This is a genomic window from Rhizobium sp. BK176 (assembly GCF_024808055.1).
In genome coordinates this window covers 603,705-628,949 of record NZ_JANUBV010000001.1, presented here as the reverse complement: position 1 = coordinate 628,949, position 25,245 = coordinate 603,705, and the positions used below count along the sequence as shown (strand labels likewise).

At 57.1% G+C, this 25,245-nt stretch carries 30 protein-coding genes; 16 read left to right on the top strand and 14 right to left on the bottom strand.

The window, feature by feature from the left end; all coding sequences use genetic code 11:
- Positions 1-14: 14 nt before the first annotated feature.
- Positions 15-239 (top strand): hypothetical protein, encoded by a 225-nt coding sequence (locus FHT76_RS03625; RefSeq protein WP_259184349.1) that lies wholly within the window; start codon positions 15-17, stop codon positions 237-239.
- On the opposite strand, the gene FHT76_RS03620 is transcribed toward FHT76_RS03625, so the two are convergent.
- Together FHT76_RS03620 and FHT76_RS03615 are read right to left on the bottom strand one after the other, a co-directional pair.
- Entirely contained in the window at positions 215-742 is a 528-nt protein-coding gene (locus FHT76_RS03620) for a hypothetical protein (RefSeq protein WP_259184348.1), read from the bottom strand. The genes FHT76_RS03625 and FHT76_RS03620 overlap by 25 nt on opposite strands.
- Complete coding sequence (locus FHT76_RS03615) at positions 739-2,319, bottom strand: TROVE domain-containing protein (protein WP_259184347.1); 1,581 nt, start codon at positions 2,317-2,319, stop codon at positions 739-741. The genes FHT76_RS03620 and FHT76_RS03615 overlap by 4 nt, the downstream gene beginning before the upstream one ends.
- Before the next feature lie 754 nt (positions 2,320-3,073).
- On the opposite strand from FHT76_RS03615, the gene FHT76_RS03610 reads away from it, so the two are divergent.
- Together FHT76_RS03610 and FHT76_RS03605 are read left to right on the top strand one after the other, a co-directional pair.
- A complete protein-coding gene (locus FHT76_RS03610) occupies positions 3,074-4,114 on the top strand; it encodes a hypothetical protein (RefSeq protein WP_259184346.1) in 1,041 nt (346 codons plus the stop codon).
- 72 nt (positions 4,115-4,186) lie between these two features.
- Positions 4,187-4,480 carry a hypothetical protein gene (locus FHT76_RS03605; protein WP_259184345.1) on the top strand — a complete coding sequence of 98 codons (294 nt, stop codon included), beginning with the start codon at positions 4,187-4,189 and terminating at the stop codon, positions 4,478-4,480.
- Positions 4,481-4,482: 2 nt separating this feature from the next.
- Here the strand turns inward: FHT76_RS03605 and FHT76_RS03600 are convergent, their stop codons facing one another.
- Positions 4,483-4,860 carry a helix-turn-helix domain-containing protein gene (locus tag FHT76_RS03600; RefSeq protein ID WP_259184344.1) on the bottom strand — a complete coding sequence of 126 codons (378 nt, stop codon included), beginning with the start codon at positions 4,858-4,860 and terminating at the stop codon, positions 4,483-4,485.
- Positions 4,861-5,089: 229 nt separating this feature from the next.
- Between FHT76_RS03600 and FHT76_RS41365 the strand changes: the two genes are divergently transcribed.
- Positions 5,090-5,404: a helix-turn-helix domain-containing protein gene (locus FHT76_RS41365; protein ID WP_405049491.1), complete on the top strand. Its 315-nt coding sequence runs from the start codon at positions 5,090-5,092 to the stop codon at positions 5,402-5,404.
- 272 nt (positions 5,405-5,676) lie between these two features.
- Here the strand turns inward: FHT76_RS41365 and FHT76_RS03595 are convergent, their stop codons facing one another.
- Complete coding sequence (locus tag FHT76_RS03595) at positions 5,677-6,387, bottom strand: hypothetical protein (RefSeq protein WP_259184343.1); 711 nt, start codon at positions 6,385-6,387, stop codon at positions 5,677-5,679.
- A 225-nt stretch (positions 6,388-6,612) separates the two neighbouring features.
- Here FHT76_RS03595 and FHT76_RS03590 point away from each other — a divergent pair, with 225 nt between their 5' ends.
- The gene (locus FHT76_RS03590) at positions 6,613-7,524 is read left to right on the top strand and encodes a hypothetical protein (RefSeq protein ID WP_259184342.1); all 912 of its coding nucleotides are present in this window, start codon (positions 6,613-6,615) and stop codon (positions 7,522-7,524) included.
- Here FHT76_RS03590 and FHT76_RS03585 read toward each other — a convergent pair.
- Entirely contained in the window at positions 7,521-7,964 is a 444-nt protein-coding gene (locus tag FHT76_RS03585) for a hypothetical protein (RefSeq protein WP_259184341.1), read from the bottom strand. The genes FHT76_RS03590 and FHT76_RS03585 overlap by 4 nt on opposite strands.
- Before the next feature lie 105 nt (positions 7,965-8,069).
- Here FHT76_RS03585 and FHT76_RS03580 point away from each other — a divergent pair, with 105 nt between their 5' ends.
- From FHT76_RS03580 to FHT76_RS03560, 5 genes are all read left to right on the top strand, one after another.
- Entirely contained in the window at positions 8,070-8,234 is a 165-nt protein-coding gene (locus tag FHT76_RS03580; RefSeq protein ID WP_259184340.1) for a hypothetical protein, read from the top strand.
- Positions 8,235-8,292: 58 nt separating this feature from the next.
- The gene (locus tag FHT76_RS03575) at positions 8,293-8,664 is read left to right on the top strand and encodes a hypothetical protein (protein WP_259184339.1); all 372 of its coding nucleotides are present in this window, start codon (positions 8,293-8,295) and stop codon (positions 8,662-8,664) included.
- Positions 8,665-8,836: 172 nt separating this feature from the next.
- The gene (locus FHT76_RS03570; RefSeq protein WP_259184338.1) at positions 8,837-9,556 is read left to right on the top strand and encodes a hypothetical protein; all 720 of its coding nucleotides are present in this window, start codon (positions 8,837-8,839) and stop codon (positions 9,554-9,556) included.
- Positions 9,557-9,802: 246 nt separating this feature from the next.
- Positions 9,803-10,279 carry a hypothetical protein gene (locus tag FHT76_RS03565; protein ID WP_259184337.1) on the top strand — a complete coding sequence of 159 codons (477 nt, stop codon included), beginning with the start codon at positions 9,803-9,805 and terminating at the stop codon, positions 10,277-10,279.
- Positions 10,280-10,493: 214 nt separating this feature from the next.
- Complete coding sequence (locus FHT76_RS03560) at positions 10,494-10,928, top strand: hypothetical protein (protein ID WP_259184336.1); 435 nt, start codon at positions 10,494-10,496, stop codon at positions 10,926-10,928.
- Between the two features lie 5 nt (positions 10,929-10,933).
- On the opposite strand, the gene FHT76_RS03555 is transcribed toward FHT76_RS03560, so the two are convergent.
- Positions 10,934-11,497: a hypothetical protein gene (locus tag FHT76_RS03555; RefSeq protein ID WP_259184335.1), complete on the bottom strand. Its 564-nt coding sequence runs from the start codon at positions 11,495-11,497 to the stop codon at positions 10,934-10,936.
- A 243-nt stretch (positions 11,498-11,740) separates the two neighbouring features.
- On the bottom strand, positions 11,741-12,667 hold the full coding sequence (locus FHT76_RS03550) for a hypothetical protein (RefSeq protein WP_259184334.1): 927 nt from the start codon (positions 12,665-12,667) through the stop codon (positions 11,741-11,743).
- Positions 12,668-12,998: 331 nt separating this feature from the next.
- Here FHT76_RS03550 and FHT76_RS03545 point away from each other — a divergent pair, with 331 nt between their 5' ends.
- The 4 genes from FHT76_RS03545 (at position 12,999) to FHT76_RS03530 (ending at position 16,953) form a co-directional block, all read left to right on the top strand.
- Positions 12,999-14,048: a hypothetical protein gene (locus FHT76_RS03545; RefSeq protein ID WP_259184332.1), complete on the top strand. Its 1,050-nt coding sequence runs from the start codon at positions 12,999-13,001 to the stop codon at positions 14,046-14,048.
- 117 nt (positions 14,049-14,165) lie between these two features.
- A complete protein-coding gene (locus FHT76_RS03540) occupies positions 14,166-14,516 on the top strand; it encodes a hypothetical protein (RefSeq protein WP_259184331.1) in 351 nt (116 codons plus the stop codon).
- Between the two features lie 132 nt (positions 14,517-14,648).
- Positions 14,649-15,809 (top strand): hypothetical protein, encoded by a 1,161-nt coding sequence (locus FHT76_RS03535; protein ID WP_259184330.1) that lies wholly within the window; start codon positions 14,649-14,651, stop codon positions 15,807-15,809.
- 67 nt (positions 15,810-15,876) lie between these two features.
- A complete protein-coding gene (locus FHT76_RS03530; RefSeq protein ID WP_259184329.1) occupies positions 15,877-16,953 on the top strand; it encodes a hypothetical protein in 1,077 nt (358 codons plus the stop codon).
- Between the two features lie 8 nt (positions 16,954-16,961).
- Here FHT76_RS03530 and FHT76_RS03525 read toward each other — a convergent pair whose 3' ends face one another.
- The gene (locus FHT76_RS03525) at positions 16,962-17,429 is read right to left on the bottom strand and encodes a hypothetical protein (protein WP_259184328.1); all 468 of its coding nucleotides are present in this window, start codon (positions 17,427-17,429) and stop codon (positions 16,962-16,964) included.
- A 386-nt stretch (positions 17,430-17,815) separates the two neighbouring features.
- Between FHT76_RS03525 and FHT76_RS03520 the strand changes: the two genes are divergently transcribed.
- Positions 17,816-19,678 carry a hypothetical protein gene (locus tag FHT76_RS03520; RefSeq protein WP_259184327.1) on the top strand — a complete coding sequence of 621 codons (1,863 nt, stop codon included), beginning with the start codon at positions 17,816-17,818 and terminating at the stop codon, positions 19,676-19,678.
- A gap of 232 nt (positions 19,679-19,910) precedes the next feature.
- Positions 19,911-20,279 (top strand): hypothetical protein, encoded by a 369-nt coding sequence (locus FHT76_RS03515; protein WP_259184326.1) that lies wholly within the window; start codon positions 19,911-19,913, stop codon positions 20,277-20,279.
- A 247-nt stretch (positions 20,280-20,526) separates the two neighbouring features.
- Here the strand turns inward: FHT76_RS03515 and FHT76_RS03510 are convergent, their stop codons facing one another.
- From FHT76_RS03510 to FHT76_RS03485, 6 genes are all read right to left on the bottom strand, one after another.
- The gene (locus tag FHT76_RS03510) at positions 20,527-20,871 is read right to left on the bottom strand and encodes a hypothetical protein (RefSeq protein WP_259184325.1); all 345 of its coding nucleotides are present in this window, start codon (positions 20,869-20,871) and stop codon (positions 20,527-20,529) included.
- Positions 20,872-20,875: 4 nt separating this feature from the next.
- Positions 20,876-21,412: a hypothetical protein gene (locus tag FHT76_RS03505; RefSeq protein WP_259184324.1), complete on the bottom strand. Its 537-nt coding sequence runs from the start codon at positions 21,410-21,412 to the stop codon at positions 20,876-20,878.
- A 431-nt stretch (positions 21,413-21,843) separates the two neighbouring features.
- The gene (locus tag FHT76_RS03500; RefSeq protein WP_259184322.1) at positions 21,844-22,458 is read right to left on the bottom strand and encodes a hypothetical protein; all 615 of its coding nucleotides are present in this window, start codon (positions 22,456-22,458) and stop codon (positions 21,844-21,846) included.
- A gap of 135 nt (positions 22,459-22,593) precedes the next feature.
- On the bottom strand, positions 22,594-23,046 hold the full coding sequence (locus FHT76_RS03495) for an Arc family DNA-binding protein (RefSeq protein WP_259184321.1): 453 nt from the start codon (positions 23,044-23,046) through the stop codon (positions 22,594-22,596).
- A 111-nt stretch (positions 23,047-23,157) separates the two neighbouring features.
- Positions 23,158-23,991 carry a hypothetical protein gene (locus FHT76_RS03490; protein WP_259184320.1) on the bottom strand — a complete coding sequence of 278 codons (834 nt, stop codon included), beginning with the start codon at positions 23,989-23,991 and terminating at the stop codon, positions 23,158-23,160.
- A 407-nt stretch (positions 23,992-24,398) separates the two neighbouring features.
- The gene (locus FHT76_RS03485) at positions 24,399-25,241 is read right to left on the bottom strand and encodes a Ku protein (RefSeq protein WP_259184319.1); all 843 of its coding nucleotides are present in this window, start codon (positions 25,239-25,241) and stop codon (positions 24,399-24,401) included.
- Positions 25,242-25,245: the final 4 nt, after the last annotated feature.

Below are 25,245 nucleotides of genomic sequence, written 5' to 3'. Positions count from 1 at the left end.
ACAAAGGAACGAAAATGATCGGAAACGACCATCAGCTCTGGGTGAACAGAACGCAGGCGAAGCGGTTTCAGGAGGCCATTGCAGCCAAAAAGGCCGCCGAACGACCCGAGGACGTCGCACCGGTTATCTGGAAAGCAATGACCGACGGCATGGAGAGCATGCTCGAGACGCTGACGCGCGAGATTGCCGAATACGAAGCCAAACTTGGAGAAGGTCAGTCGAGCAAGAGCCGCGCGTAGGTCGGCATCTTCTTCTTTGCTGGCTTTTTGGATGAAGCGGGAACTTGCGGCGCTTGGCCCGTCAGCTTCCAGATCATGAGCCAAGCCCTCATGGCGGCCGCCACGGGGCCGCTCACGTTGTCGTTGACGATCTGACGCCACAGCGTACTGGCGTCGATCTTGGCGCACTGGCAGAACTTTCCCTTCCAGTTGTCGCCGAACACGAGAAAAGCGGCCGCCTCGATACCGGACAAGCCGCTTTTTTCCTTGGTGCCTGGGCTGATCAGCTCGACCAGCCTGTCGAATTCCTGGGTGTCGCAGGGTTTTCGTGGCGGGGCGATTTCGAACTGACTACTCAGTTGCAGCCATGCCGTGATCGCGGCCGCCACGGGACCTGGGACGGTTTCCCGTTGGAAATACCGCCATGTCGTCGTGTAGTCGACCCCCAGCGCGTCGGCAAGCGTCCCCGCCCCGGTGTCCGGGAAGAGTTCGTTCGCCGCGCGTTGGAGTTCGACAGGTGTCATGAGCGCACGAAGTCCGCCATGAGAGAGACCGCGTCGGAGTCGAAGCCGACGATGTCGAACATGCCCGCATCCTCAGGATCGGCGATCGAGAAGCCCGTGGAGGTCATTCCCGCGACGATCAGCTTTGCCGGGATACCAGTCTCGCGACGGTACTTCTTCAAAGCCTCGGACGGATGCATCGACCCCATGTACGTCTCGTTGTCCGTGTAGACAACGAAGGCGTCGACTTCCAGGCCCTTCTTCAATGCGTGGAGCATCGGAGCGGAGCAATCGGTTGAACCAAACGGGATACCCGAAATGGAACGAACGACTTCCGGCAGGCTCATTTTCGAGGAGATGTTCAGGTCCTTGATCGAGTGCGAGAACCCGATGAAGTGATGAGACTTCTCCGCGCGAGCGGTCGCCATCGACATGGCCGCGGACGCCTCCCTTGCGGAAAGGACACCGCCGATCATGTTATTGCCCATCGACCCGGAAACGTCGAGTGCCAGAAGGTGACGCTTGCCAGTCGGTTCGACGTTGCCGAACGCGAGATAGAAAGCGTCATCGAGCGCGTCGACCACGTTGCTCACGGCCTTCCAGGTCCTCGAGCCCTTGACGGACCGGCCCGAACGGTAGACAGCAAGGGCGTTGAGAATGGAATACGGATGGAGGCGCGACTTGCGCACCGCATCCGCGTCCGCGAACTGGTCCGCGACCCAAGACGTCTGGCCACCGAGCGGCTTGATGACACCGAGGTCCGTCAACGTGCCGAGGTTACGCAGCAGCGCCGTCATGCCGAGGTTCGGCAAGAGAGCTTCCCACACCTTTGCGTCGGTCAACGCCCAGGTCGGAATCTGCTCCCACGTCAGCTCGTGCTTTTCGATTAACGGGATCAGCTCGGAAGCCTTCTCCGCCTTCATCGCCGCAAGGTGTCCGAGGACGAGGTCCGGAAGCACGTGGCCGTCCAGATCGCCGCCGCACGCCCAGCGGTAGAGCGCGATACGCTGTGCGTCGCCATCAGCCGCCTTCGGACGAACGCGCTGGATGATGCGCTCGTGGGTATACTCGTTGCGAACACGGTACTTGGTCATCTGGTACGCAAGCTTCTCCGGAGAGCGGTTCTCGTACCAGGACTTCATCGAACGCGCGACCGCACGGCCCCATCCACGCCCAAGGGCGTCGAGCAGGGAGGCGAACTCGAACAGGTGCGACGCATTGCGGCACACGGCCGAGACGGCATCGAGAGCGGCGCGGCGCGCACCCACGTCTTCGCTCAGCGTACCGAGCGCGAGCGCGAAGATCGCCGGCGAGTTCTTCGGCGCACGGCCGGCCTTCGAGATTTCGACGATACGATCAGCGGTACGACGGAAGTCGGCCTTCCAGCACGCATCGATAGACTTCGCGTTTTCACGCGTCAGCTTGCGGGCAGACTGGTAGTACGTCGGCGCGTCGGAGCCGAGGACCAGGAACCGGTCGAGGCGCGCCCAGATGTCCAGTTCGAACACGTAGCCGCCAGCGTTGTTGACGACCTGACGGTCGTTCAGGCGCTCCATCTGGGAAACCTTGGTTGAATCGATGAGAGATGCGTATGACATTGCAGTCTTCCTTTAGAAGTCTTGCGCCGTCCGTCAGTTTATGAAGTACGCGAACGCGATGGTGGAATCGGGTTTTTACGGTGCCTTACCACTTGGCTATCCCCATCCGAAGATGGAGAGCAGGATTCGAACCTGCGTATACCGGCTCCCAAAGCGATAACCGAAACCGAGGATTTCGCGTACTTCATAAATTGACGAAACGAACGCGGATGGATCGTGATGGGGGATATCTTAAAAGGATAACCCAACACTGGGATTTCGTTTCACCAACTTACAAATCGACTATCTTGCATTTTGCAATGTAGTGCAACCCCATGGCCCGTATTTTTCTGATTTTTATTCCGGCGGAGTACGCTGAAATTTGCGGAAAAACGAGAAAAGGGAGTCCAGTTCCGCTGGTGATGCCGAATACGAAGGGCGAAATCGGGGTTTTTGGCGGTTGCTCTACCATCTGAGCTACTTGGCTTGCGGCCAAGACGGGGATCGAACCCGCGACCTACTGCGTGAGATAACCGAAATCAGGGATTTCGACATCACCAGCGGAACTGAGGCGACGAGTGCGAAAGGTCGCTATGGGGTTTTATCTACAGGATAACCCAAAGCTGTGATCTCGTCTGATCTAGTGATATTGCATTTTGCAATGTCGAGTCAACAGACAAAATGAGGTCGGCACGATTTTTCCGCCATTGCACATTGCAATGTCGCCCTGGGGGCGTCGGTTGAGCCGGCCACGCGCGGCGGGCACCATGGTGTCATGGAAAGAACAAAGACCACCTCTCAGTCCAACCTCGACCCCGTGGCACTCGCTGCGGAAATCGATGCGATCCGCGCGTATGCATCACGCCATATAAAGGCGAGGGCGAAGAACGCCGCCCGCTCAAAAGGCCGCAGGACACGCCACCTCAATGAGCCGCAGGTAGCCATGGTCATGGTGCAGCCCATCCTGAACCTGATGGGGTGGGGGACGCGCGACGATCCGGACAGCCTCTGGCGCGAACTGGCGCTGCCGAACGGTCAGGCCGACTTCGCCTGCCTCGTTGACAACGAGGTCAGGGTGACCATCGAGTGCAAGAACCTCGGCGTCAATCTCCGCGAAGAGAAAGTCGTGACCCAGGCGGGATGCTATGCATTCGCAGCGGGCGCTCCATTCGCGGTACTGACCGACGGCCTGGTCTGGGCGATCTATTCCACGTTCTCCAAGGGTCGCCCTTTAGAAAAGCTCGTTCGCAGGATCGACCTGATGAAAGCCTCGATCGACGATGCCGCGGAGTTCTTCGGGTTCTGGAGCAAGGCGAGGGCCATCGCCGGAGAAATCCGTGTAGCGAGACCACAGGCCTCAGCACGCAAGGCGAGGGGCCGCAAAGCCAAGAGCCGCCGTGCCAGCCTCAACTCGCCGACGTTCAGGAACCACGTCGCTCTGGTGGAGCGCTCGATCGGCGGGCCGCTGCGTCCCGTGGAAAATGCCCGTAACACCTTCGAGACATCGACCGGGGAGCGGGTCAGGTTCTGCCTGTCCTCTGGAAAGAAGGGCGCGGCGATGTTCAACATAGGCAGGGAGCATCTGGACGGCGGCATGTTGTTCCTGGCCCATGACGGTTGCGAACACGGTTGGCTGGTTCCCGCCGACATGCTCAGCGAGTATCTGCTCGGCGCGGCGGCGGTCGACGGTCCGGCGAGGAAAACATGGACGCCGCGCGTCAGCTGGTCCGACGAAGGCGACGTTCTATGGACCAACAGGGAAGCCCTGAAGACCCTGTCTCTCACCGCCCATCGCCATCCGGTCGGTCACGCTTGAACAACGGAAGTTGAAACGACGCGCGCTTCGCGTTATCTATCCGCCAGTTGGGGAGCATGGAGGAGCGCGACGATGGAACCGAACCCGAAGCTTTACAAGCTCCTCACCGAGGCGTGCGACGAAGTCGGGCAGACCCTTCAAGAGGGCGACGAGGAGAAGTGGCTCGCTTACGTCGCCATGGACAGCGACACAGCCCTCGACTGGCGGAGGGAGATCGGCATTGCAGAATTCGCGCGTCTGCAGCGGCTGGCGTTCCATTCCCATATCCGCGGGGGCGTTCCGACAAGCTTCCCCCAGAAGACGGTGAAGGGGCCGATCAGGCGCTTCGTTGATCGCGTTCGTGGAACGAGGACGTCTGGTGAGTAGAGTCAGGTTTCGAGCGCGCTGATGGCGTCGCCGATCCCCGCCTTTTTGACGAGCCAGCGAAGTGCCTGGTCGGGGGTGGGTTCGAAGCCGATGTCTTGCGCGGCGACGATGCGGACCAGGCCAAGAACCCGATCGACGGCAGATGCGTCGTCGGTCGATTGCGGGGAAGAATTCACGACCGCACCGCTAAGCAGGGCCGCAGCGTCGATGTTGAGAAACGCGCAGAGCTTCGTCAGGTTCTCGAGGGTTGGCTTGGTCGTGTCCTTTTCCCAACCGACCAATGACGGTCGAGCGACTCCGACGTAGTCAGCCGCTTCCTGCTGTGTGTTGCCACGGGATTTTCGGACTTCGCGAATGCGTTGACCCAACGTCTTTTCCATGGCAATTCGCCCCGCTCATGGTCAAATCCTACTAGCAACTACGTAAAAGTAGGTCAAGACTTCATTTTGAGCGCTTCCGTGGCCGATAAGGGACGTTATCGGTCACGGCTATCGAGGCTCTGCTCTCGCGGTTCATAGGGGCCAGTTTGGTGACAGTCGATCAATCTGGTATTTCCATTCCAAGCTGACGCGGTAGCATCGTTGAAATACCGGATAGAGGACACGGACGATGAGCGTCTCAATTCAAAACCTTACGGCCCTTCGAGCTGAGCGGAACATGACGCAACAGCACCTCGCAGACGCAGCTGAAATCTCACTCAGGACGGTAAAGCGAGCGGAAGCGGGTATAAGGATTTCTTCGACCGCCAAGGCAGCTATTTTTGCCGCTATGAATGTCTTCACTTCGCCTGAGACACCACGGGATCGTATCGCGATAGGAGAGAGGCGCATCACAGCGTTGATCGATATTGGACCCATATCGAGAGAGGATTGGCAATCGCTTCATAGGTTCCTTAGGACAGAGCAGGGAGATGATTTCCAGTAGAAATCGATCGGATTCCAAAGTTCTGCATATTATGGCCGATAAGGTGCGTTTCGGCCACTGGGTCATGGCTGGCGCGGCGTCGGTGCCGAGGTCATCGATCAACGGGTCTCGAAGGCGGTCCGTTGATCTTTTAGAATGCCATGCGCTGTGACTATCTCCACTCAGTTCGGAGTGATGAAAGCAACAACGTTCGGGATTTCATGCGCACATCTGGGTGGCATCGCGACAAGCTTGCCGCAGAAGGCGGTGTAGGGGCCAAACGGCTGATCGGATCAGCCGATCGTTTGGCTGGACATCGCACAATCTTCTTTGGCGGGACTGTCTCCAAGCGCACTGATGGCGTCGTCGACGCCTGCCTTTCTAACTAGCCAACCAAGAGCTTGCTCGTACGTTGGCTCGAAACCGATATCTCGACCTGCGAGGTTACGCACCAGTCGCAGAGTATTGTGGACCGCAACCGAACCAATGTCATCTTCGGCGTCCGAGTTCAGGAAAGTGACCTTGACGACCTCCTCGTCGGTAAACAAGACGGCCAAGCCGTTGGCTTGCAAGAAGTCGGCGAACCTTGCAAGGACTCCGTCGAGGACGTACGCGCCATCGATTTCCGAACTTTGCATGATGTCAGAAATCGCCGAGGAAATAGCGCGAAGAGACGATGTTTCGATGTGCGATACTTCGACCCCCAGAACCGCGGTCTCGCGTGCCTTCATGCGGAAGGAGAAAGTGGGTTGTCCTGCTTCAGGAACGGCTGACAAGCTAGAGGAATCAGCTATTGCAAAGACTATCATTGGCAGCAGGAACTGTGACTCTGCGACATCTCCCGCCGACACTTCTATCCCGCACAAGAAGATCGGTTTGTCCTCAGCGCATTTGGAAACGATCGATTGAACCCGGTTCGCGAGACGAAGACTTTCTCGTCTTTGATTCGGTTGAGGTGCCACAACTTTCGGGCCTCGCTCAGACGCGGTGACTGTCGTTTCCATTTTGCTATCCTTGAATTTGGCAGGGTATTACACAGTCTAATCGCAATTTTTGGGCGTAGTCTCTCGCCGAGCGAAATGGCTCGATATTTGTGTGAAAGCATGTTCACCGCGTGCGGTTGGCGATCTAAGGCGGCCAACAATTCTCACTATCAACCACTGTCGTTCGTTCTTGCATTCATCGGCCTGTGATAGCCTCGTCAAAACAGCATGGAAATCAGTGCAAAGATGGCGAACGAACCACTCACCGCAGAAGAACAGGCTTGGGCGAACGCAAACGCCGAGGCCGTGCGTACTTTGATGGCGAGAGCCGACACGACGGCAGCGGCATCGAACCAAGGGACAACTGATCCGATTTCCGATGCCGCCCGCGATCTCACGATGTCCATAACCAGGCTCAGCTCGAAGATCAGGAAAACCGCCGAACGCGCGCAGGTATCGCTGGGACGCTACAAGAAGATCGCGGCCGACGCCACGATGAGAGCGGACGACGAGGAATATCGCGCGCTGATCTCCGAGGAGATCGCGGACCTAGAGGACGAGATAGCGAAGATAGATCACCATCAGGCGGCGCTGCAAAGAAAGCTGGCGGCTTTGGCAGGCAATCCGGAGGAGGCCTTTCTTCCTCTCGGGACGGTCGTCCGTTTCGTAGGGGTTCCAGATCATGAAAACAGCCTTGGCCTGAGCGACGACAGGAAGAGCTATCCTGTTGCGGGATCAATCGGGGTGGTCACGAGGCTCAACCATGAGGGCGAGTATCCGATCAGCGTCAGCATGAGGGAAGAATACGAAGATGGTTGGGGAGAAAAGAGGCGTCCGAGTGACGGCAATCTCCCGACCTACTTCGTCGAGCGCGAGATGCTCGAGGTGGAGGAATACGCCCGGTTGCCAAACGGGGCTGAATTTTCCGGATACCAATATCACCCGACACATATCAGAAACGACGAGTGGAAACAGGGCGTCGAGATGGTCCTCGAGGCACGGGGCCACTTCTGGCGGTTCCATGACTTCGGCGGAAAGCAGGGCATAGAAGCGTTGAATGCTTTCGAAAGCATGGAGGAAATGCCATGGATCGAAGGACCGGTCGAACAATATGCGACGTCGGCGGGAACTCCGACGGGGCCGGCGGTAGGACGTTAGGCGAGAGCCTTTTTGCTTTCGGCGTGCTTCATGGCTTCGGTATGAATTTTCTCGTACCAACGACCGAAGTCATGCGAGTGACAAAGAAGTGCAAGGCTCTCTTCCAGCTCTTCCGCATTATTGGCGACGCGGGCGGTTCCATCGTTGTCGGTGACCATGACCGGATAGCCAGAGCTAGAAACAACAACGCGACCGATCATGTGCTTGGCGACAATGCGGCTGTCGCAGGTGATTGAGACATCCAACGACTGCGACTTCCTTTCCATAAACGTGCACGTGACTGAAAGACCGGAGACGAACACATGGCCCTCGGAAACCTCGCGCATAGCCTTCTTGAAGGAATCAAAGATTCCGTCGATCTCGCTGAGCGCCCTGCCGGCATTGCGCGCAGCGGCTCGGCCCGTCTCGATGGCGTTCGTGAACTTAGCGAGTGCTGTCATTGAAGGTGACGTCCTTGCGATTGTAGCTATCCTTAGCAAAAGTAGACGTGCGGATAAATTTGGTGTCAACTGATTTTGGAAGCGAACAAAATGGAAGGTTCCGAGATGGCCGACAAAGTCGAACCGCATGCGAAGATTATCTCAGCCCTTTCCGGCACGATGAGCGACCGAATGTGGCCGGACGAGTTGCTGACAAGATGCAGGCAGATGCGCGAGGCAATCGAGGAGATCGAGAAGATAGCGCGAAGCAATGTCGGTGGGTCGCGCTAGCACTGGTGGAATGCGCGCATTCAAGGAAAGGATGCGGTATGGCCTTCAGGAGACAGCTATGACGTTCACCTGCATCCGCATTTATCCGAATGGTTCCGCGAAATATTCCGTGCGAGACGAGGCCGGGGCCAGAAACTGGCTGGCCTATAACAGTCAGTGGCGGCCGGGGAACACGCTCGTCATCAACGGCATGGTGATCGACGGGACGGGAAGCCTCAAAGGCAAAGCTCTACGGGAGATCGTAGATTTCGTCCTGTCACAGGAGCTTCCAGACGAGACCATTCGGGTTATCGGGAACCATTGGTGCGATATCGAGCGGAAGCACGTCCAACGCTATCCTGACGATGACGTCCTCGTGACGGACTACCATGGGATGAAGCACGTCGAAGAACTCATGATGAAAACGCCCGTGATGTCGATGCGCCCTTAGGCCATGTTCAATACTCTGGGCGTGAACGCTCGAAACGTTCAGAAAACTGAACACAAGCGGGCTGGGATCGATGAATCCACGAGGTCCTGTTTATCCTATTTTTACCACGGCCCGTAACATTCAATTAAAGACTCCGGATTACTCGTGGCCCACCGACAACCGGAGGACGTGCATGTTTAATATCGATGCGGAACGCGGCCAGCTGATCGACACCTGGAAGGAAACTTTCTCGGACAATTGGTTCAGCGCGCCGAAGGCACCCATCAGAGCGCTCGTCGACACCAACAAAACGACCTTCGATATGTCCTTTCGTCACGGACACAATCTGTTTGGATGGAAAGCAGGCGACACGCTTGCGAAGCGCGGCCTTTGTTCAGGCGCGATCTATCGCACCGAGCGTTTCATGAACATCGATCAGGATGCCCGCTGCGGTTCGAGAGGTACCGAAAAAAACGTCCATATCGAGCATACGGTGCCGATCGCCGAGCTGAACCGTCAGTGGATCGCATACCTGAAGAGCCATGAGGCAAGCATCGCCACGGCCTACGCATGGATGCTCTGCCATTCCGTCTCCACCGCATTCCACATGAATGAAATGGGCGGCATCAAGGGCTACGAGGGCAAAACCGATGCCTTCGATCCGACGTCTTCATGGTTCAACCGGCCGTTCATGCGTTACACCAAGAAGGCGGAAATGCCGGCGATCTGGAACGTTCTGTCAGGCGAACGGATCGATTACCAGACGTGGACGTTCGCGGACCACTTCGCGGCGGTCGACAAGCTGTTCGATCTGGCCGGGTGCGCGGCTGATGAAGCAAATCTCGTTCGCCAAGAGGCGAAAAGGATGATCATGGACTTCGAAATGGCCGACATCGTGTTGCGCGCGGCCTGATCATTCCGGGTGTGCGGCCGCTGCCTCGGGTAGCGGCCGTTTGTATTTGTTTTTGCCGCTTTTTTGGCCGATTTTGCAAACAAGAAATGGCAAATGAAATAAGCGCACTAGGAGGTGGCGACAGAGGAACTGTGCCGTTCTTTTTGCCGATATTTATTGGACGGATTATCGCCCTAGTTTGTTTCCGGTTTGTGGGTCGCGAGCGACGGTGAGACCTTCGTTGTACGGTCAACAAAGGAACCAGCTATGTACCCGCACCGAGCCATCATCACCCCGAATAGAACCGTCCTTTTCCACGCCGCTTATTGGATAGCGCAGACGGCCATTGGCGAAGAGGACGGCGGCGTCGCGGACCACTACGAATACAACGGCTTCGGTTACCGCGAAACCTTCGCGAACCAGGGCGGTGCGACGCCAATCAATGTGATCCTGGATCATCTTAGCAGCATGGACGTCGTGAGGCGTCTGGAAGCCGCAGGCGAACCCGACATCGAACCGGCCGCCGAAGTCACGGACGAAGCACTGCCAGAAATCGCGAAATCGGTAGCCGCTGCCTGGATCGGTTTCCTCCAGCAGCAGTTTCCAGAGGTGCCGGCCGACAAGATCGCCGAGACCACCCACGATGCCGAGAAGGCGTTTCTTCACTACATCACGTTCGAGCAAGAGTTCTCGAAGGCCTATCCCGCGAAGCCCCAGGCCACAGCTTCAGGTGTCTCTCTCTAAAGCGAGTGCGCCGGGCCACTAGTGCTCGGCACACCTCACTGCCATCATCGGTCTCACAAGGTCTTCAAAATGATTGGTTTGTTTGATCGAGCCAGCGACGCGCGTGCATGCTTCGCGCTTCACAACGAGCGCTCCGCAGCGAGATGGTAGCGTTTGTCCGTTGCTCTGGCGGCGAGCATGGTCAAGGCGAGATAGCTTTACAAGGAGCATACCAATGACACTGCTGGCCACCCAAGGCGATACATTCATGATCACCATTGGAGAGTATAGTGATGTTCTTCTCTACGGTCCGTTCATCGCAAAGGTTTCGATCGAACTTGAGACCGCAATGGAAAGCTTCGGCGAGTGGCTTCACGAAAACGGCGACGAAGGTGCTGAGAAGCTCCTTGAGGACACTCTCTGTACTTCCCAATTCGAGAACCACGGCCCAGGCGCAGAGAAAATATATCTCCGAAGTGCTGCATTCGCCGCTTGGCTGGTTCACGTCGGCGCGGTCGACGTGCAGCCTGCCGTCAAGTCGATCACTCTCAACATCCACCAATACGAGTCTGGGGGCCTGACGAGCATGGTCGGCATTGGCGGAAAAGTCCATCGAACAGACTTTGGTTCTGCGCCCGTTGTCGTCTCGAGCCCTCGCCGAGGGCCATAACGCAATTACTGTCGTACGTCGCCGTCGAAGGGCTTGTCGGTCAGGTCGGACAGGTGGATGTCCTGCTGCGTCAGCATGTGAAGCAGCTGAACGGCACTCTCGATACCGATGAGTTCCTTGTCACTGTCCATATCCGCACCAGCCTTCTCAAGGTCGCGGTACGCGACGTGCCGGATGGCGGTCGCGTAGGCGAGGAGGTTCCAAAAGTCGATCTTGTCCGGAAACTGGGCGAGGTCGACCAAATCGGGCGGGCCGTCGGAGTCGGCCGAGACCGGAAAGCGCTTTGCTGCCTCGCCGATGTCTTCAAGGATCGATGCGAGTGTCGACCCGATGAATTGCCTGGCGGTCAGTTTTCGGGCTTCGGTGTAGGATTCGAACGTCGTTGAATGCGCGGCACGCGAGAGCGCCTTTTCGTCGTCCCAGACCTTGGTTCCACGGTGATAGCCAAGCGAAATCGTCTGGGCGATATCGTAGGCAGCAGCCATGGTCAGGGGGACGCCACCTTCCTTTTCGGCGATTGCGGCGGCAACTGCTTCTACGATCAATTTATGGACTTCGCTGTCAGACATTGTCGGCTCCATGAGGTGTCTCAATTAGGGTGCCGTGATTTCTGCGGTATCGCCAGTCCCTACAATGTTTGAAGGGTGCAAATGATCGATACGAGGGGCGAACAGGCACAGCTCCCAACGTTTGAAGACATCGCTTCCAAGACTGTCAGAGAAATTTCAGGAGGGTGTCGCGGAAGTGTGGACTTCTGGAGCGACGAGGAACTTTCTTAGCTATGCGCGAGGTTAAAGTGCAGTGACCAAGGGTCAGGAATGACGGCGCGAGTTCATGTTTTCCTGCGCACGCCGACGATGTTTGATCCGCTCGATCATCATGATCTTGCGCAGCTCGTGATCGGCGCATCCTTGTGGAAGTCGAAGCACATTTGTGGGCATCTGTTTTGGAGCAGCCCGCACGTATTCCTGCGTTACCTCGACCATCGTGATGGGATTGCCGTCATCGTCAAGCGCCACGACAAACGATGATCCAAATGGATCGCCGATCCTATACGAGACAGCCTCAACTGGCGCGCGCTTTCGTTTTGCCGTCGGGGCGGAAAAACTGACGACTTTGCTGTGCACTTCGACTGGCGGTCGTTGAAGCGGCTCCATAACAAGAGGGAGAGCGGCGGGCATGATTTGAGTAAGCACCGGTGGATTTGTTTGGATTGGTGGCCAAGGGTTGAACTTGTGGGAACGGATGTTGGGGTGGCGCAACTCCTCCATATAGCGAGCGAGCCAATCAATATGGCATCCGGAGAGAGTGTCGAACGACCGTGGCCCCCAGCCGAAGCTTTGTCTGGAGGAGTTGCCCAACCGTCGGTTTTTCACCAGGTGGATTAGCTTGGCCCGCCGAATGAAGTCAAAGACGGAAGGGTCCAGTTGCCATATGCCATCACCGTGCGTTCCGTCCGGGAACCGCCTTATTATAATGATCTCATCTTTGAGCCTCTCCACCGTTCGATCAGCCAGTAGCGCCATCGCGACATAGGGATCGTTGACACGTGCCACCACGTGCCTCAGGTCTGTCACGAGATATCCGATGCCCCGCAAAACCTTGCCCAGCGCTTCAAAACATGCGAATTCCATCCCATGGATCGGTGCGAGAAGCTTCACACTTTGGTTTGGTGGAAACACCACGGGTCCTTGGCCGTCCCAGGTCGCCCTCGTGCAGGCGTGGCCGTCGACCTCCATCCTGTCACGGCCGCCGTCATGTCCACGCGCCCTGTTTCGGCCCCGGATGCCGTCACCGTACCATTTTACGCCAGCGGCGGGGTAAGCCGGGTAAAAGCGAACTTCCGTCGTCACGAGTGCCTCCTAAAAGCAGCGCCTTTCGTAGCGCAGGCTAGGCGAGTCGCGAAGATGTCTGATGCGATACTCACAGTAACAAGGACTATGGCCGATAACACGCATTCTCGGCCAAGGGCCGGCTTGGCATGAACCGTTGCCCAACGCGGGTGCGGCCGCTAACGTTCGGTGATCACAATGTCGGTCGGAAGACTTCGGCGGACGACGGGACCTCGAAATGCGCATTCTTTGCCCGATCCAGTACGAAATCTATGGGACGACGAGAACGAACCGCCGCCCGCTTAGGTATCTCTACAAGGAACTTGTCTCTGTGGAGATCGTGGAGGTTTCTGCCGCCGATGCGCCTGTCGCAGTAGAGTGGATGCCTTCAGAGGTGAGGCTCGCGGACCGGGAAATCAATCCCGTGGTCACCGGTCCTGACGGAAAGCAGCTCACACGGTGGTTCGAAAACCGACACTGGCAGCGGCTGAGCGACGGCCACTTCTACGGAAAGAAATCGCTCGGGCATAACATCGAGGTATCCCATCTCCAATCCATGCTCGCCGATCCGTCGAAAAATTCCGTGGCTCGAGGTGCAATCGGGCTGATGAGCCAGGTAGATCGCAAGGAGCGAGCCAGGATCGTCGATGTCAAAGAGGACCCGCGCGGTCGGTTCGAGACCATCAGGCTCGATGGGAGAACCATTGCCATGGGCTATCTCGACAAGGCGATAGAAGGTCTGATTTCGGTGGAGGGGGTCCTTCATCGCCGATGCATCGAACCGTTCTTTCGCGTCTCGCTCGTCACCGAAAAGGAAAGGCTACAGGTGCGAGACATCCGGGTTGAAGCGACGGCGGATGCCTTGTGGTCACCGTCACATTACATATTCGCCTGTTTCGGAGTGGATCAGTGGGATGGGGCAATCGCGTTCGCGAACTCGCAAGGATGCACGTTCGATATCAGTGCGTTGTCGACGCAGAAGCCCGTAATCCTGGTTGACGACTCCATCAGGTACGATTGGGAGGTCAGCTATAAGGCCGCGACCGAAGCCAAAAAGGCCCAAGAGCAGCTTAGGATGTTTTCGATGTCATTCGATCCGCGCCTCGAGGATGTCATCGTCTCGCAGGATGCCGACGAGCAGTACGAAATCCTGCACTCGATCGATCTTACCGATCCAAAATGGGCCGGGAACGAGAGCGCGCTGCGCGGCTACCGGAAGGCGATGGAGATACTGGAGGACCGAAAGGTCACCATGGTCGTCCCCGGTCACTCTGGCCTGCGTCCCTGAGTGACCGCACTGGACGGAGAAGACGGTTACATCATGATCCCAAAATCTCTGCCTGTTTTGTCGCTTTCTGGCCTCGGTCCTAGAGTCGGGACACTGGCGGCCAATTGAGGAAACGAGATGACGATACTGTTGCCTGAAGATCGACCTGACGACCACACCATCGGAAAATATTTCAAAGGAGACGGCTGTATATGGTTTTGCGACAGCTACGACACCCATATCGGCTACTGGATGACACCAGTGTACGGCGAAATGCGCAGCCTGCTTCAAACGCCGCCAGAAAGAACCAATGTTTCCGAACGAGCTATCGGCCGAACATTCCATGTAATCTACGACATAGGTGTCGTGGGCGAGCCCTATTATCAATCTCAGCATCGTCTCAGTCAGGAGGAACGGGAATTCATCTCGCACCTTCTCGAGGTAAAGTCCGAGGCAGTGCCAACAGCGACGAACGCTCCTCGAGCCTGACTTTCTTGGCCAACGAGTTTCGAAGAGCCAACGCTGACCTATAAAGAGCATTATCTGCCATGGGGCGTGTCGTCGGTTGAACCCTGCAAAGCCTGTGCGAATACTCCCTGAAGCAATTCAGGAGTGCGAGACATGCAGATCGGGGTTCCCTTCGCTTACGAGGCAGAGGTCAGGAACGGGCGACGCCGTGAAAAGGTCATCTTGGGCGAATGGACGACCGTCGAGGTCAACGAGGTGGCATCGGACGACGCTCCCGTGCTTGCCGTGTTTGAGGTGACCAAAGGCCGCGGAACGATTTCCTCGGAAATCCGAGAGTTCGACGGTCATTGCTATCGACCGAAGATCGACGCCCCGCATGGCAGGGAATACGATATCTTCGCGCGCCGCGTCGATGTGGGTTCGCTTGGACAAGAGAACCCGATCGTGAAGACATTTTTCGGTTACGGATGGGGCGACGTTCTCGGCAGAGGCAACAACGCCATCAACCCCGACAGCCTTGCCACCGTTCTCGAAGCCGCGAACAGCGGAACCAGAGGGTTCGATGTGGTATCGAGCTTTAGGAATGCGGTACTTCAGAGAAATCACGACGTCGCCGAGACGCTCATTGTCATCGACGGGCAGGTATGGGAGCGATGCCTTGCGCCTCATTTGCTTCTCGCCCTGTCAAAGCGGCCGCCGGAGGTGTCGCTCTCGTTCGAAGAGCCAGGCACAGACCGCGCCCTTCAGGATGACATAATCGTTCCGATTTCCGAGATGTCGTCATTGGTAGATGCCGTTCAACGGTTTCACGCGATCAACGAGAGGCAAGAGCTCACCAATGCCCAGGGACGCCAATATCTTGAGGCGGCGTGGAATCCAGAAGACGTCGTCTATCCGACCGTGACCTCATTCGGTCCTAGCCCCATACAGTCAGAGATTCCATATTTAGTCGGCCGCGCTGAACACTACCTAAAGGCCCACTTCGGTCACATAATTGGTGATCTCCAAGACAGGACAGCAGCCTTTGCTCGGAGCTGGGCAGACCTGAAGGACGCTGTCGAGCTAACAAAGGCGAATCCAGGAGCAGATACCGCTGAACACCTGGTTTCCTCATTGGACGGCTATCTGGAACGTTGCGCGATCGAAGGGCCTCGTATTGACACCAGGGACAACAAGCCGTTCTACGGCACCGAGCGTCACAAGGTCCGCTTCGATCTTCGACTGGCTTGCGAATTGTCGGCATGGAAGGCATTTATGGACCGGGCAGACGACCACAAGCCTGCAAATCATCAAAATGCACCGCGGCCGCGGTGACCATAGGCGCGCAAAACAGCGCGCCTATCCATATCCTACCCAAGGCCAACGGCAAGGAACGCCATCCATGCACATCACGCTGCCATACGCCTACGCGATACACGGTCGCCGCGGCAAACTGGGAAGGACAGTCCACGCCGCTGGGGTCGTCGAGCGTGACGTGCCTGAGATTTCGTCAACAGTCGCTCCGTTGGTGGCCGAATGGGTTGTCGACGATGGCCTCCAAAACGCGCGGGCGTTCTGGGGCGGCTCCCGCCACTCGCGCATTTCCTGCCGGGTATTCGATGGCGCGCACTACATCCAGATGCCGGGACCACTCAAAGCGGACATGGTCGCAAAAGACAGGCTATTCTGCTCCGGCCTTTGCATCCAGTCGCTCCTGAAACTGATGAAAATGACCCCGGGACAGGACGACACCAGGATTCTCGAGAAGCTTTACATCGGCGAACAACCGAAGATCGGAAATTTCGGCAAGCCGCTGGACCGCGTCGTGACTTCGGACGAGACCTTCCGCGAGATGGCCGCAAAGGCCCTTGTGAACTCCATGATTTTCATCGACGGCGTCGCTTGGACACGTTGCAACGAACCCAAGCTCCGGGCTACTCGAACGCATCGTGGCGAGGGAATGATTTCCGTCGACATCGAGTTTGACAACGACATGTCCAAGCATGCCTATGGCAACCATGTGCGCTCCAAGCTTTACGACACAGACCTGTTCTTCAACCTGACGGATCACGAAGAGGCGAAGGCATTCCTTTGTAGCAAGGGAGTAGAACAATCGCCGACCCCAGGGGGAGTACAGCAGATTGTCGTCTACGCTCCGGACCAATTCGATTTCGACGATGATCGCGCGCGTCTGCGGGCCATCGGCCGAGAACTGGTCTGGCATCTCCGAACGCAAGTGGGGGAAATGGATGCCCCGACCGCGCAGGATTGGATGACGTTGCGTGAAACGATGGAGGGGAGGAGCGAGATGGACAATCAAGCTCTGTCCGACGTAATTTCGCGCCTTCTTCCCGAACGTAGCGAAAACGTGGAAGTGGCCAAGCTGGGCAATGACTTCGAGATCGCGCGGCAGATCGGCGAATTCAGAGCAGGTGGTCAGCGGGCCGTCGTGCACGATAGCCAACGCCGACCAAGGTGACGGTTCCGCTATAGCGGGCAGTATTGCATCAGGCCCATGTAATCGAGGTGGTGTTTCTTCTGATACGCCAGGTAGACCTTGAACCGCTTCAGGCACTCCATCGGGTCCTCGCCAGCCTGCTGCGCGCCCGTGGGCTGCTGCTGCGGAGCTTCTCCCACTGAAGCGTAGGCGGTGCATCCCGCCACCTGGATATTGTCCCGCGAGATCGGTTTCGTTCCGAACAAGGATTCCTGTTCCGAATTGCCCGACCTCAGTATGGTGGTGTTCGGCGTGTTGTCGAGATAGTACTCGACCTTGGAGCAGCTAGGAGCCGAACTCGACACCTGGATTTCAGCCGAGTAGCTGGGCTTAGAACCGCCGGAACTCAGAATCCTGATGCTGCCCGTGCAGCTGCCGGCCGGTTTGTCGAAATCACACTCGGCTGCGGTAGCGGAAAGCGGCAGCAAAACCGCGATGGCTCCGAGGAGCATAGGCATTACGTCATTTTCCATCGAGACCCCGTGTATTCGTCGCGAGCGTTATCATCCAGTGTTTGCACGAGCGTAGCTCTCTTGCTTCCTCCAATTGGAGTAGGAGAACGCAGATACATCGCCAAGCCCGTCATGGCGCATTTTTTGCCGATCTACTGTTGCTGAATACCAGATGATTATCAGTAGGTTAAGAGACTTTTTAAAGGTATTTTGCCGATCTTCGTTGCCGATGTTGCGCCTGTCTGTCGCAATAGCTGATAACGAGCATTATCGGTCGCCACTCCATTACTGCGGGGAGCCTGCTCCGGTCTCGGCAATCGCGCGGTGATTCCGGCCCTTGAACCATTCTGCGTCTCATGTTTTCTGGATGAAATACTGTGTCGGAGAGCCTCATGCCAGTTGCATCAATCCGTTTCATTAGCAGCGACCTCCGAAAGGACGCCGCCGATCTCGTCGCACAACGGATCACCCCATCAGCGACAAGCATATGTGCAGCTGTAGGGGGGCCTATAATCAAGGCTGGTGAAGGCACGATAACCTTCGAAGAGGCTACGTTCACAAAAGGGGACGGCACCAGTTACGTGGTCGAAGCTCAGCTAAATGACAAATCACTTATCGATCCCCGTAACCCTGACATCGTCCTGTATTACCAAGCTCTCTCGCGTTTTGAGGCATTGATTGAGAACGCCGGCTTGTTCGGCAAGGCTACAGTCACGGCCGTATCAATAGACGGGTCCTCGATTCCAACGCCAGCCATCGAAGCGGGGTACAGGTTCATACGCGACCGTTCGGCGTCAACAGAACAGATTGATCCGTCTGATCTGCTCTTGAAAACCGTGTTCATGAAAAATGGCACAGCGATTGTAGAAACGAAACCGAGCGACACCGACGTGGTCGATGGGACGCGTTCGAAGTCGTTCTACGACGTGGGGGCAATCGATGCCGAAGGAGATTTCCACTCTCTCCGGTCAGGATTATCCAGAAATGAGGCGCAAGCATTTGCCGAAAGGGTCATTTCCGGAGAGCAGGTTGAGTTCAAACCTTCATCAGATGAGAAGCCAGTCGTCGATTTGGTTGGAGTGGTGGCGACACGCCGAGAACGCCCCACGACGGCCAGCCTGTGGACCTATAGAAGCGATCAAGTGTCGACATTCGAAGGCGATGCGTACCGTGTCCCGATCCTATTCGCAATGAGGGGGTACTCGCAGCAACAAAAACGGGTGGAGTGGGTGGAGCGGGCGGCAATATCCATACCCTCCGTCAATTCCGAGCCGGTCTACACAGTAAATTTGCCGACAGCGAAGGAAACTGCCTTTTACCGGATTGGAAAAAGGCACTACGTACCCATGGTTGCTCACCCTCTCTCAGGTTTTATAAGGACAAGAATTCATCAATCAGATGAGCTGAAGCAGTTCGTAGCGATGCTGTCGTGGCGGGACAAGAGCGAAGACCGATTTAATCTCCACCCCATAAACGTTCTCTCGCATTGGGGCGGATATGTGCCACACGCCGAAGTAAAAAACCTTTCTGGAGGGGACGATCAGAAAGGTGTGTTTGCGGACGTTTCTTTTGATGGGACATTCGGCGGGACTTCTCGAGGCGATCTATACGCGAATTTCGAAGAAGCCTGCCGAGCAGTTGGTGAAATATCACTACGCACCGAACGGGACGCTGTTTTAGCCGCAGTATCTGAGATTGGGAGATTGTTCGCTATGACTAGAGATCGAGCGCTCGCGGTCGTCAATGAGCCCAAGATCATCGTCCAACAGGACTATGCCACGAAGACCGCCACCGTAACCGCGAAGGTTTCACCGCAAGAGTATCCATTCGCTGCCGTTTGGTTTCCTCTGACCAGACAGGCAGATGCAGAAATCTTTGCCAATGAGCTTGCGGCGGTACGCCATACCTCGTTTAAACTGCCTCGTTTTACATTCACCGTTCACGACGACACCGAGGTTTATGATTTCGTTCGCGAAAACATCCTACGATTATTGGACAACGTCTTCGGCTACAGTCCAGAGATGAGAGAGCTTCGGGACTCTTTGAACCGACTATCGACCGAGGACCTCGGGACCAGGGTCATAGAGATGTTTTCTGATGCCACCCTTGACGATGCAATAGATCGTCGAAGAGCCAGCGAACGCAGTGCACCCGATAGACGTCAGCTCGAGATTGCGGTTGATGAGTTACGCCTCTTTGTCTCGATGCACGTTCATACGCCTGAGAATACATACACGGCACAGATAAAGCCGTAGTCTGGCCGATAACAGTCATTATCGGCCAGCGGTGTCGCTTCATCACTGCGCGGAACATGCTCCGTTCTCCCAGTCGCAGTCGTCGCTGCTTCCGCCCGATGGGTATGTTTGCTGAGGCGGGGGTCGGTATACCGGCGCTGTTTGTCGGGGCGGCGGTACGTATCGCCGCTGTGGCGGCGGTCGATACACCGGTGCCGGAGTCGAATATGCCGGATATCCAGAAAACCCGCCGATGAAAGCTGCGGTGTCGGCGTCGGTCCATCCGCCGCCGGTTGTTGCGCAGCCGGAAGTGACGACTACCAGAGCGAGCGACGCGAAGACCGGGGCTATCGGAACCCAATTGATCTGGGAAAGCTTGGAGCGGTCACGGATCATCGCAAAGCCCGCTGCAGATGGGTGCGCATTGAGTTCGGCTCTGGCTGGAACAACCTTTGCCTTGCACCGCGCACGCATCGAACGACCTCTTATTGCGGCAACCAGGAGGATAAGGTCCATATCCATCACCCGGATCATCGTTCTGCACGAAGAGCAGTTGCGTAGCAGCCTCTTTTTGATGGTGAGCGGCACGCCATGGGGACTCCTTCTCAATTCTCCAGCGTGACGGGTCTGAGGCAGCTGTGGCGGACGTGAAGCACGCAGTGGAAACGAGCGCGGCCGCGAGCAACAGCGCGGAGCGATGCTCGGGAACAAACTTGCACAACGCAGCGAAAAATGACGTATCACGCATGAAAGCCTCCTAGAGATTTCATCGATCACGGACGCGTGGAAACTATCACTTCGAGTTTTAGTTGTCTTTTAGTCAAATCGGACTACGGCCGATAACAGGGTTACCGGTCAGCGCTGGATGGTTAGGTCTTGTGGTCCTTCTGATATATGATCGCCGCAATGGCCGCGGTCGAGTATTGCAGGGTGGTCGTGCGCAACTGACTTTGGTACGTCCTGATCTTGGCTTGACTGACGCCGGCTTGGGCGAGCTCAGTCCCGAACCGGTTCATGTGGCTGGAACAGCGGCGGTCGACGGTTTCTTTGATGTTGACCCGTTGCTTGCTACCCAGCGTCTGCGACATGGTCTTCACCGTGCAGCTCCGGTAATCCTGTATCGACCCGGTGATGACTTGGTCGCCGCTGCCGCTCGTAGTCGCACAAGAGGCAATGGTCATAATCGCCGCGCATATGGTGAGGTGTTTTCTCATCGCGTCAGTCCACTTTGTCGATGTCGTTCTTGAGTTGATCCAGCCAGCTGTTAAAATCTCGCTTAAGACCTACCTTGACGTCCCGCACACGGTCGATGGCACCGTTGACGCGGGTCTTGAGGTTAAGCATGACATCGGCGGCCGTGTCGCTGAGGTTTGCTGTCTGCTGCTGCCCGTCACCGAAGGCTTCCTTTATGAAGCTTCCAAGCTGGACCTTCGCGACGTGATCGACCACGTCCTTCGTCAACTCGCGCTCGACCTCTCGAGTGTCCTCATCAGACCACCAATTTTGATTGGGGACCTCGCGCTCGGCTTCGTTCTCCGCTTCCCGTCGAAACTTGGCCTTGAGCGCCTCGATTTCTTTGAGCTTCTCCTCGGTAGTGAGTTCCGTCGGCTGGCGCGTAGCCTCCTCCTGTTCTTGCTCTTCGGCCATCTCGGATATGGTGCCGATGATCGACCCCATGGTATCGGCGACCTCTCCCCAATCCGTTCCGCCCCCTAAATTGTTCCCGCCGCCGCTTGGCATTGGGCGGAAAGGCATGCTGCAATCGGGCGGGGGGCCTTCTCTTCGAACCTCGACGTCGTTGCAGTCGACTGCCAAAGCTGAGGATGACCAAACAAGGGCGAGACCGATTCCGAACCACGCAGCTTTCAATTTTGCCCCCTTTGAAGAACGCTCTCCATAGGGATAGTGCGCTTAAGGGCCCACTTGGACATCCCCCACTTGGAGTATGATCTGCATGGCAACAGTCCATCCAGAGCCGACGGTTTGCCGGTGCCGGAAACCTTGAATGGCCAGAGGGCGAGCCATTACGAGATGCCTGTCACCCGCGAGGACAAGGCGGCCAGACTGAACCTTTGGACTTCGCTCGGAACCGTCGCCAACTCGTTCGGGACGAGGGCGTCACAGGCCATCTCACGGCAGAGGCGGACGGCAACAAGCTGGCTAGGCAGCAATGTTTGCAAGAACACTTATGACGCGTTGCGACCCGTGGCCACGCGCCGCTCAAGGATGAAGTCCTCTACCTTCGGTGCGCCGTTCAGTTCAAGGACGCTGTCGATGCGAGAATAATCGTCCCATCGTTCCCCGTTGTAGGCGTTGACGAGGTGTTGTCCGCGGAGACGGTCGAGCCAGTGATAGCCGCCGACACAGGTGTGCCAAACGACCTTCCTCTTGGCGGAGTTCGGGTAGTGGATGATCAGGTAGCAGTCGCGTTCGTCTTCGGCGTAGCCGACGAGTCGGCCGACCTCGGTCCCAAGTAGGACGGGTTCGTTGAAGTGATCGCGGCACATCTGCTCCAGATCGGTCGTCCGCGGCGCGATTTCGTCGAACGGCATCTTGAGTGCCGGGGCAGGGGCCTCCGCCAGCTTGCGCCATTGCTCTTTCCAGAACGACGCGAGGCACTCCGCCTTCGCCTGCTCGATCGTCGTGGCGTTGGTATCTCTGGTGTCGGACAGCTTGCAGTGCCATTTGAAGACGCCGCCGTCTCGCTCGTATGCCTCTCCGACGAGCATCAGGTCCTGCTTGAGGAGCCACATCCCGTCACCAGCGTCTTCCCAACGCGGATATTTCCAGCCTTCGATCATCAAGAACTCCCCTATTCAAAGAGTATGGTAGCGGCAGGGTTTTCGAACGCAAGACGGCGCTGAGGCCTCGTGTCGCGACAAAGACAGGTGGGTGAGTGCCGATGGCCGTTATCGGTCGGGGGAACTCGAGAAGGATCACGTGACGCTATCAATAGCTCGTTCGATCTTGTAGCGGACTGCCGGTAGAAACGCCTTGACCTCCTCGTCGTCGTTGGGATCGCTGACCAACGAAAGGAGTTCGTTGTACCCGATGACGGCAAAATACATCAGACGCGGGGCGGCCAGCTTCACAGCGCGGGAGGCGTTGATGTCCGAAACCAGAGCGAAGAGGATGTCCATCCGATCAATGTCGATCTTGGTTGCAGCAGCATCGTCACCGACCTTGGTTTTACTACGGAGTTCAACGGTCGTATTGCCACCAGAAAGTCCGCCGTTGTTAAGGGACCGCTCGAGCCGGACCAGAATCTCAGAATTGAGGCTCCTCCCGTTGGCAGCGGCATCGACTTTAAGCTTATCGCGCATCCCAGTAGGAAACCGAACAACGTACTGATCAGCCTTGTTGCTCGGGTATTCGCTTTTGTCGCTCATCGCTAAATTCCTAATCAACGTCCGGCGGAACATAGCGACTTGATATGAGCGGTTCAATAGGAGTGATTCCACTTTGATCCACTGCGGGGAGTGCGGCGGCAGTGTTTTCAGTCAGGCGGTGACACTCTCGCTGGGAACCGTCTTCGATCTTGGCGGTCCGGCTTTCTTTGCGAGGGGCTTTGGTCTGGAGACTACAGGTTTCCAGTCCCTTGATGTCGGCCGAACCTGCGCGATGACGTCGAGGGCGGAATTGAGGTCAGCTTTGACGTGGCGGGCGAGGGCTTTGGCCTGACACAGAAAGCGCTCCTCAAGAATGTCGGGCGAGCAGAACTCGTCCTCGGGTTCGACCCTCTCGAACTGGTCATATGGCTTCTCTACCGCATCCAAGACGTCCTCGTAGCGCTCGAAGCCATAAAGTCCGGCGGTGGCTTGGTTGGCTACGGGAAGGGTCAGAGAGTACCTGCGTCGAATGGCGTCCCTCACCTTGTCGACGCGGCCGGCATCGGTCGGCTTGACGATATGCGGAGAGGTGGCCGAGAAATGCTTGGCGACAATCGCATCCGGATCGTCCAGGCCAAGGAAGAAAGAAGTCGCCAGTTCGGAGGCGGCTTGCGGACTCTCAGGCTCTCTCGGCAACGAGCGGAGGGCGGAGATGTAGGATTTCGTTCGATCGTCGCCCTGCGCCGCAAGCTTGAAAAGCTCCTGAATGTCGGCCCGTTTCTGAGGGCCGAGCGCGCCGGCCACGGCCAGTGCTGCGACCGTACAGGCGGCTGAGGGAGAACTCTTTGCGCTCGCCATCATCAGGGCATGGAATCGGGGAGGTCGCTCGCACGGATGCAGGAACACCACGGTCAGTCCACGTTCGACCACTCGCTGGTGATTGGACCGGGCGAAAAGGAGTTCGATTTCGTCCATCACGGGGCCAAGCGTTTCGTCATCACTCATACACGCCACTCCGGTTGCGGATCGAGAGTAGCTGAAAAATCAACGTTATCAAGCGCTGCCTAAAACAAGGCGCTGCAGCGACAGAGGCCGCGCGATCGGCAAGCTTCCGGCGCGATCCGAGCGGCAAGTTCATGGCGAGCTTTTGACCGACGACGGTTTGAAGGCACGCTAGAAAGAGGCGACGTCGGGACAGGGATGTCTGCCGGCCTTCGGAGCCCGACCAAAGAAAACGGCCGCACTCGGCGGCCGTTAACTCCTCACCCTTGCGCTGCCCAGAACCGATTGCCGTCAATGCGGGGCAGGAGGACATGCGGGATATGGCGCGTCCGGCAAGACGCATGGCCAGTGATCGTTACGCATGGCGACACACCAATGCTGACCGCAGTATCCATCGGCGTCAATGGACGTCAGTGTGTCTGCCCGGAGCGGGGCTTGCTCGGCGGCGAAGGCTTCTTCGCTTCAGCTGCCATGGAATTGCGTAGAGCTTCCATGATATTGACCACCTTCGGGCGCGGGGCGACCTTGTCTGCCGGCCTCGTCTTGATCTTCGGCGGTGCCTGAAGCTTCTTCTTCAGCTCAATCATCTTAAGTAGCTGGTTCTGGACCGGGTCGGTGACCATGGAGGCAGACCAGTGGCCGGTTTCCTTCTTGATGAATTGGTCGATGACGGAAGCTGCCTCGCTATCTACCTCATCGGCCTCGATACCAGCGAAATACTCGGCTTTGTCCCGAATCTCGTCGCCGTATCGGAGGGTCCACAGGACGATACCTTTGCCGTTTGGTTCGATCATTACAGCCCGTTCGCGTCGCGAGATGACCAGCCTCGAGATGCCGACCATATCCTCCGACGACATAGCGTCTCTGATGACAGAGAAGGCGTCCAGCCCGACAGGGTTCTCAAGGGAGAGGTAGTAAGGTGTTTCGAGCCAAATCCACGGTATGGAGGCGCGCGGCACGAACATCTCGATGTCGATAGTCCGTGTGCTTTCCAGCGCGACGTTCGACAGCTCGCTGTCGGTCAGCATTACGTACTCGCCGTCGGCGATCTCGTAGCCTTTGATCTCGTTCTCGGAGCTGACCTGCTTCCGGGTTACGGAGTCCACGTATTGGCTGACGACCGGGTTGCCAGTCTGGCGGTTGAGGGTCCGAAATTTGACCTTCTCGTTCTCGGTCGTCGCCGGGAGCATCTGAACCGGGCAGGTGACGAGGCTGAGCTTGAGGTAGCCTTTCCAATAGGGAGCGGGAGCCATGCGG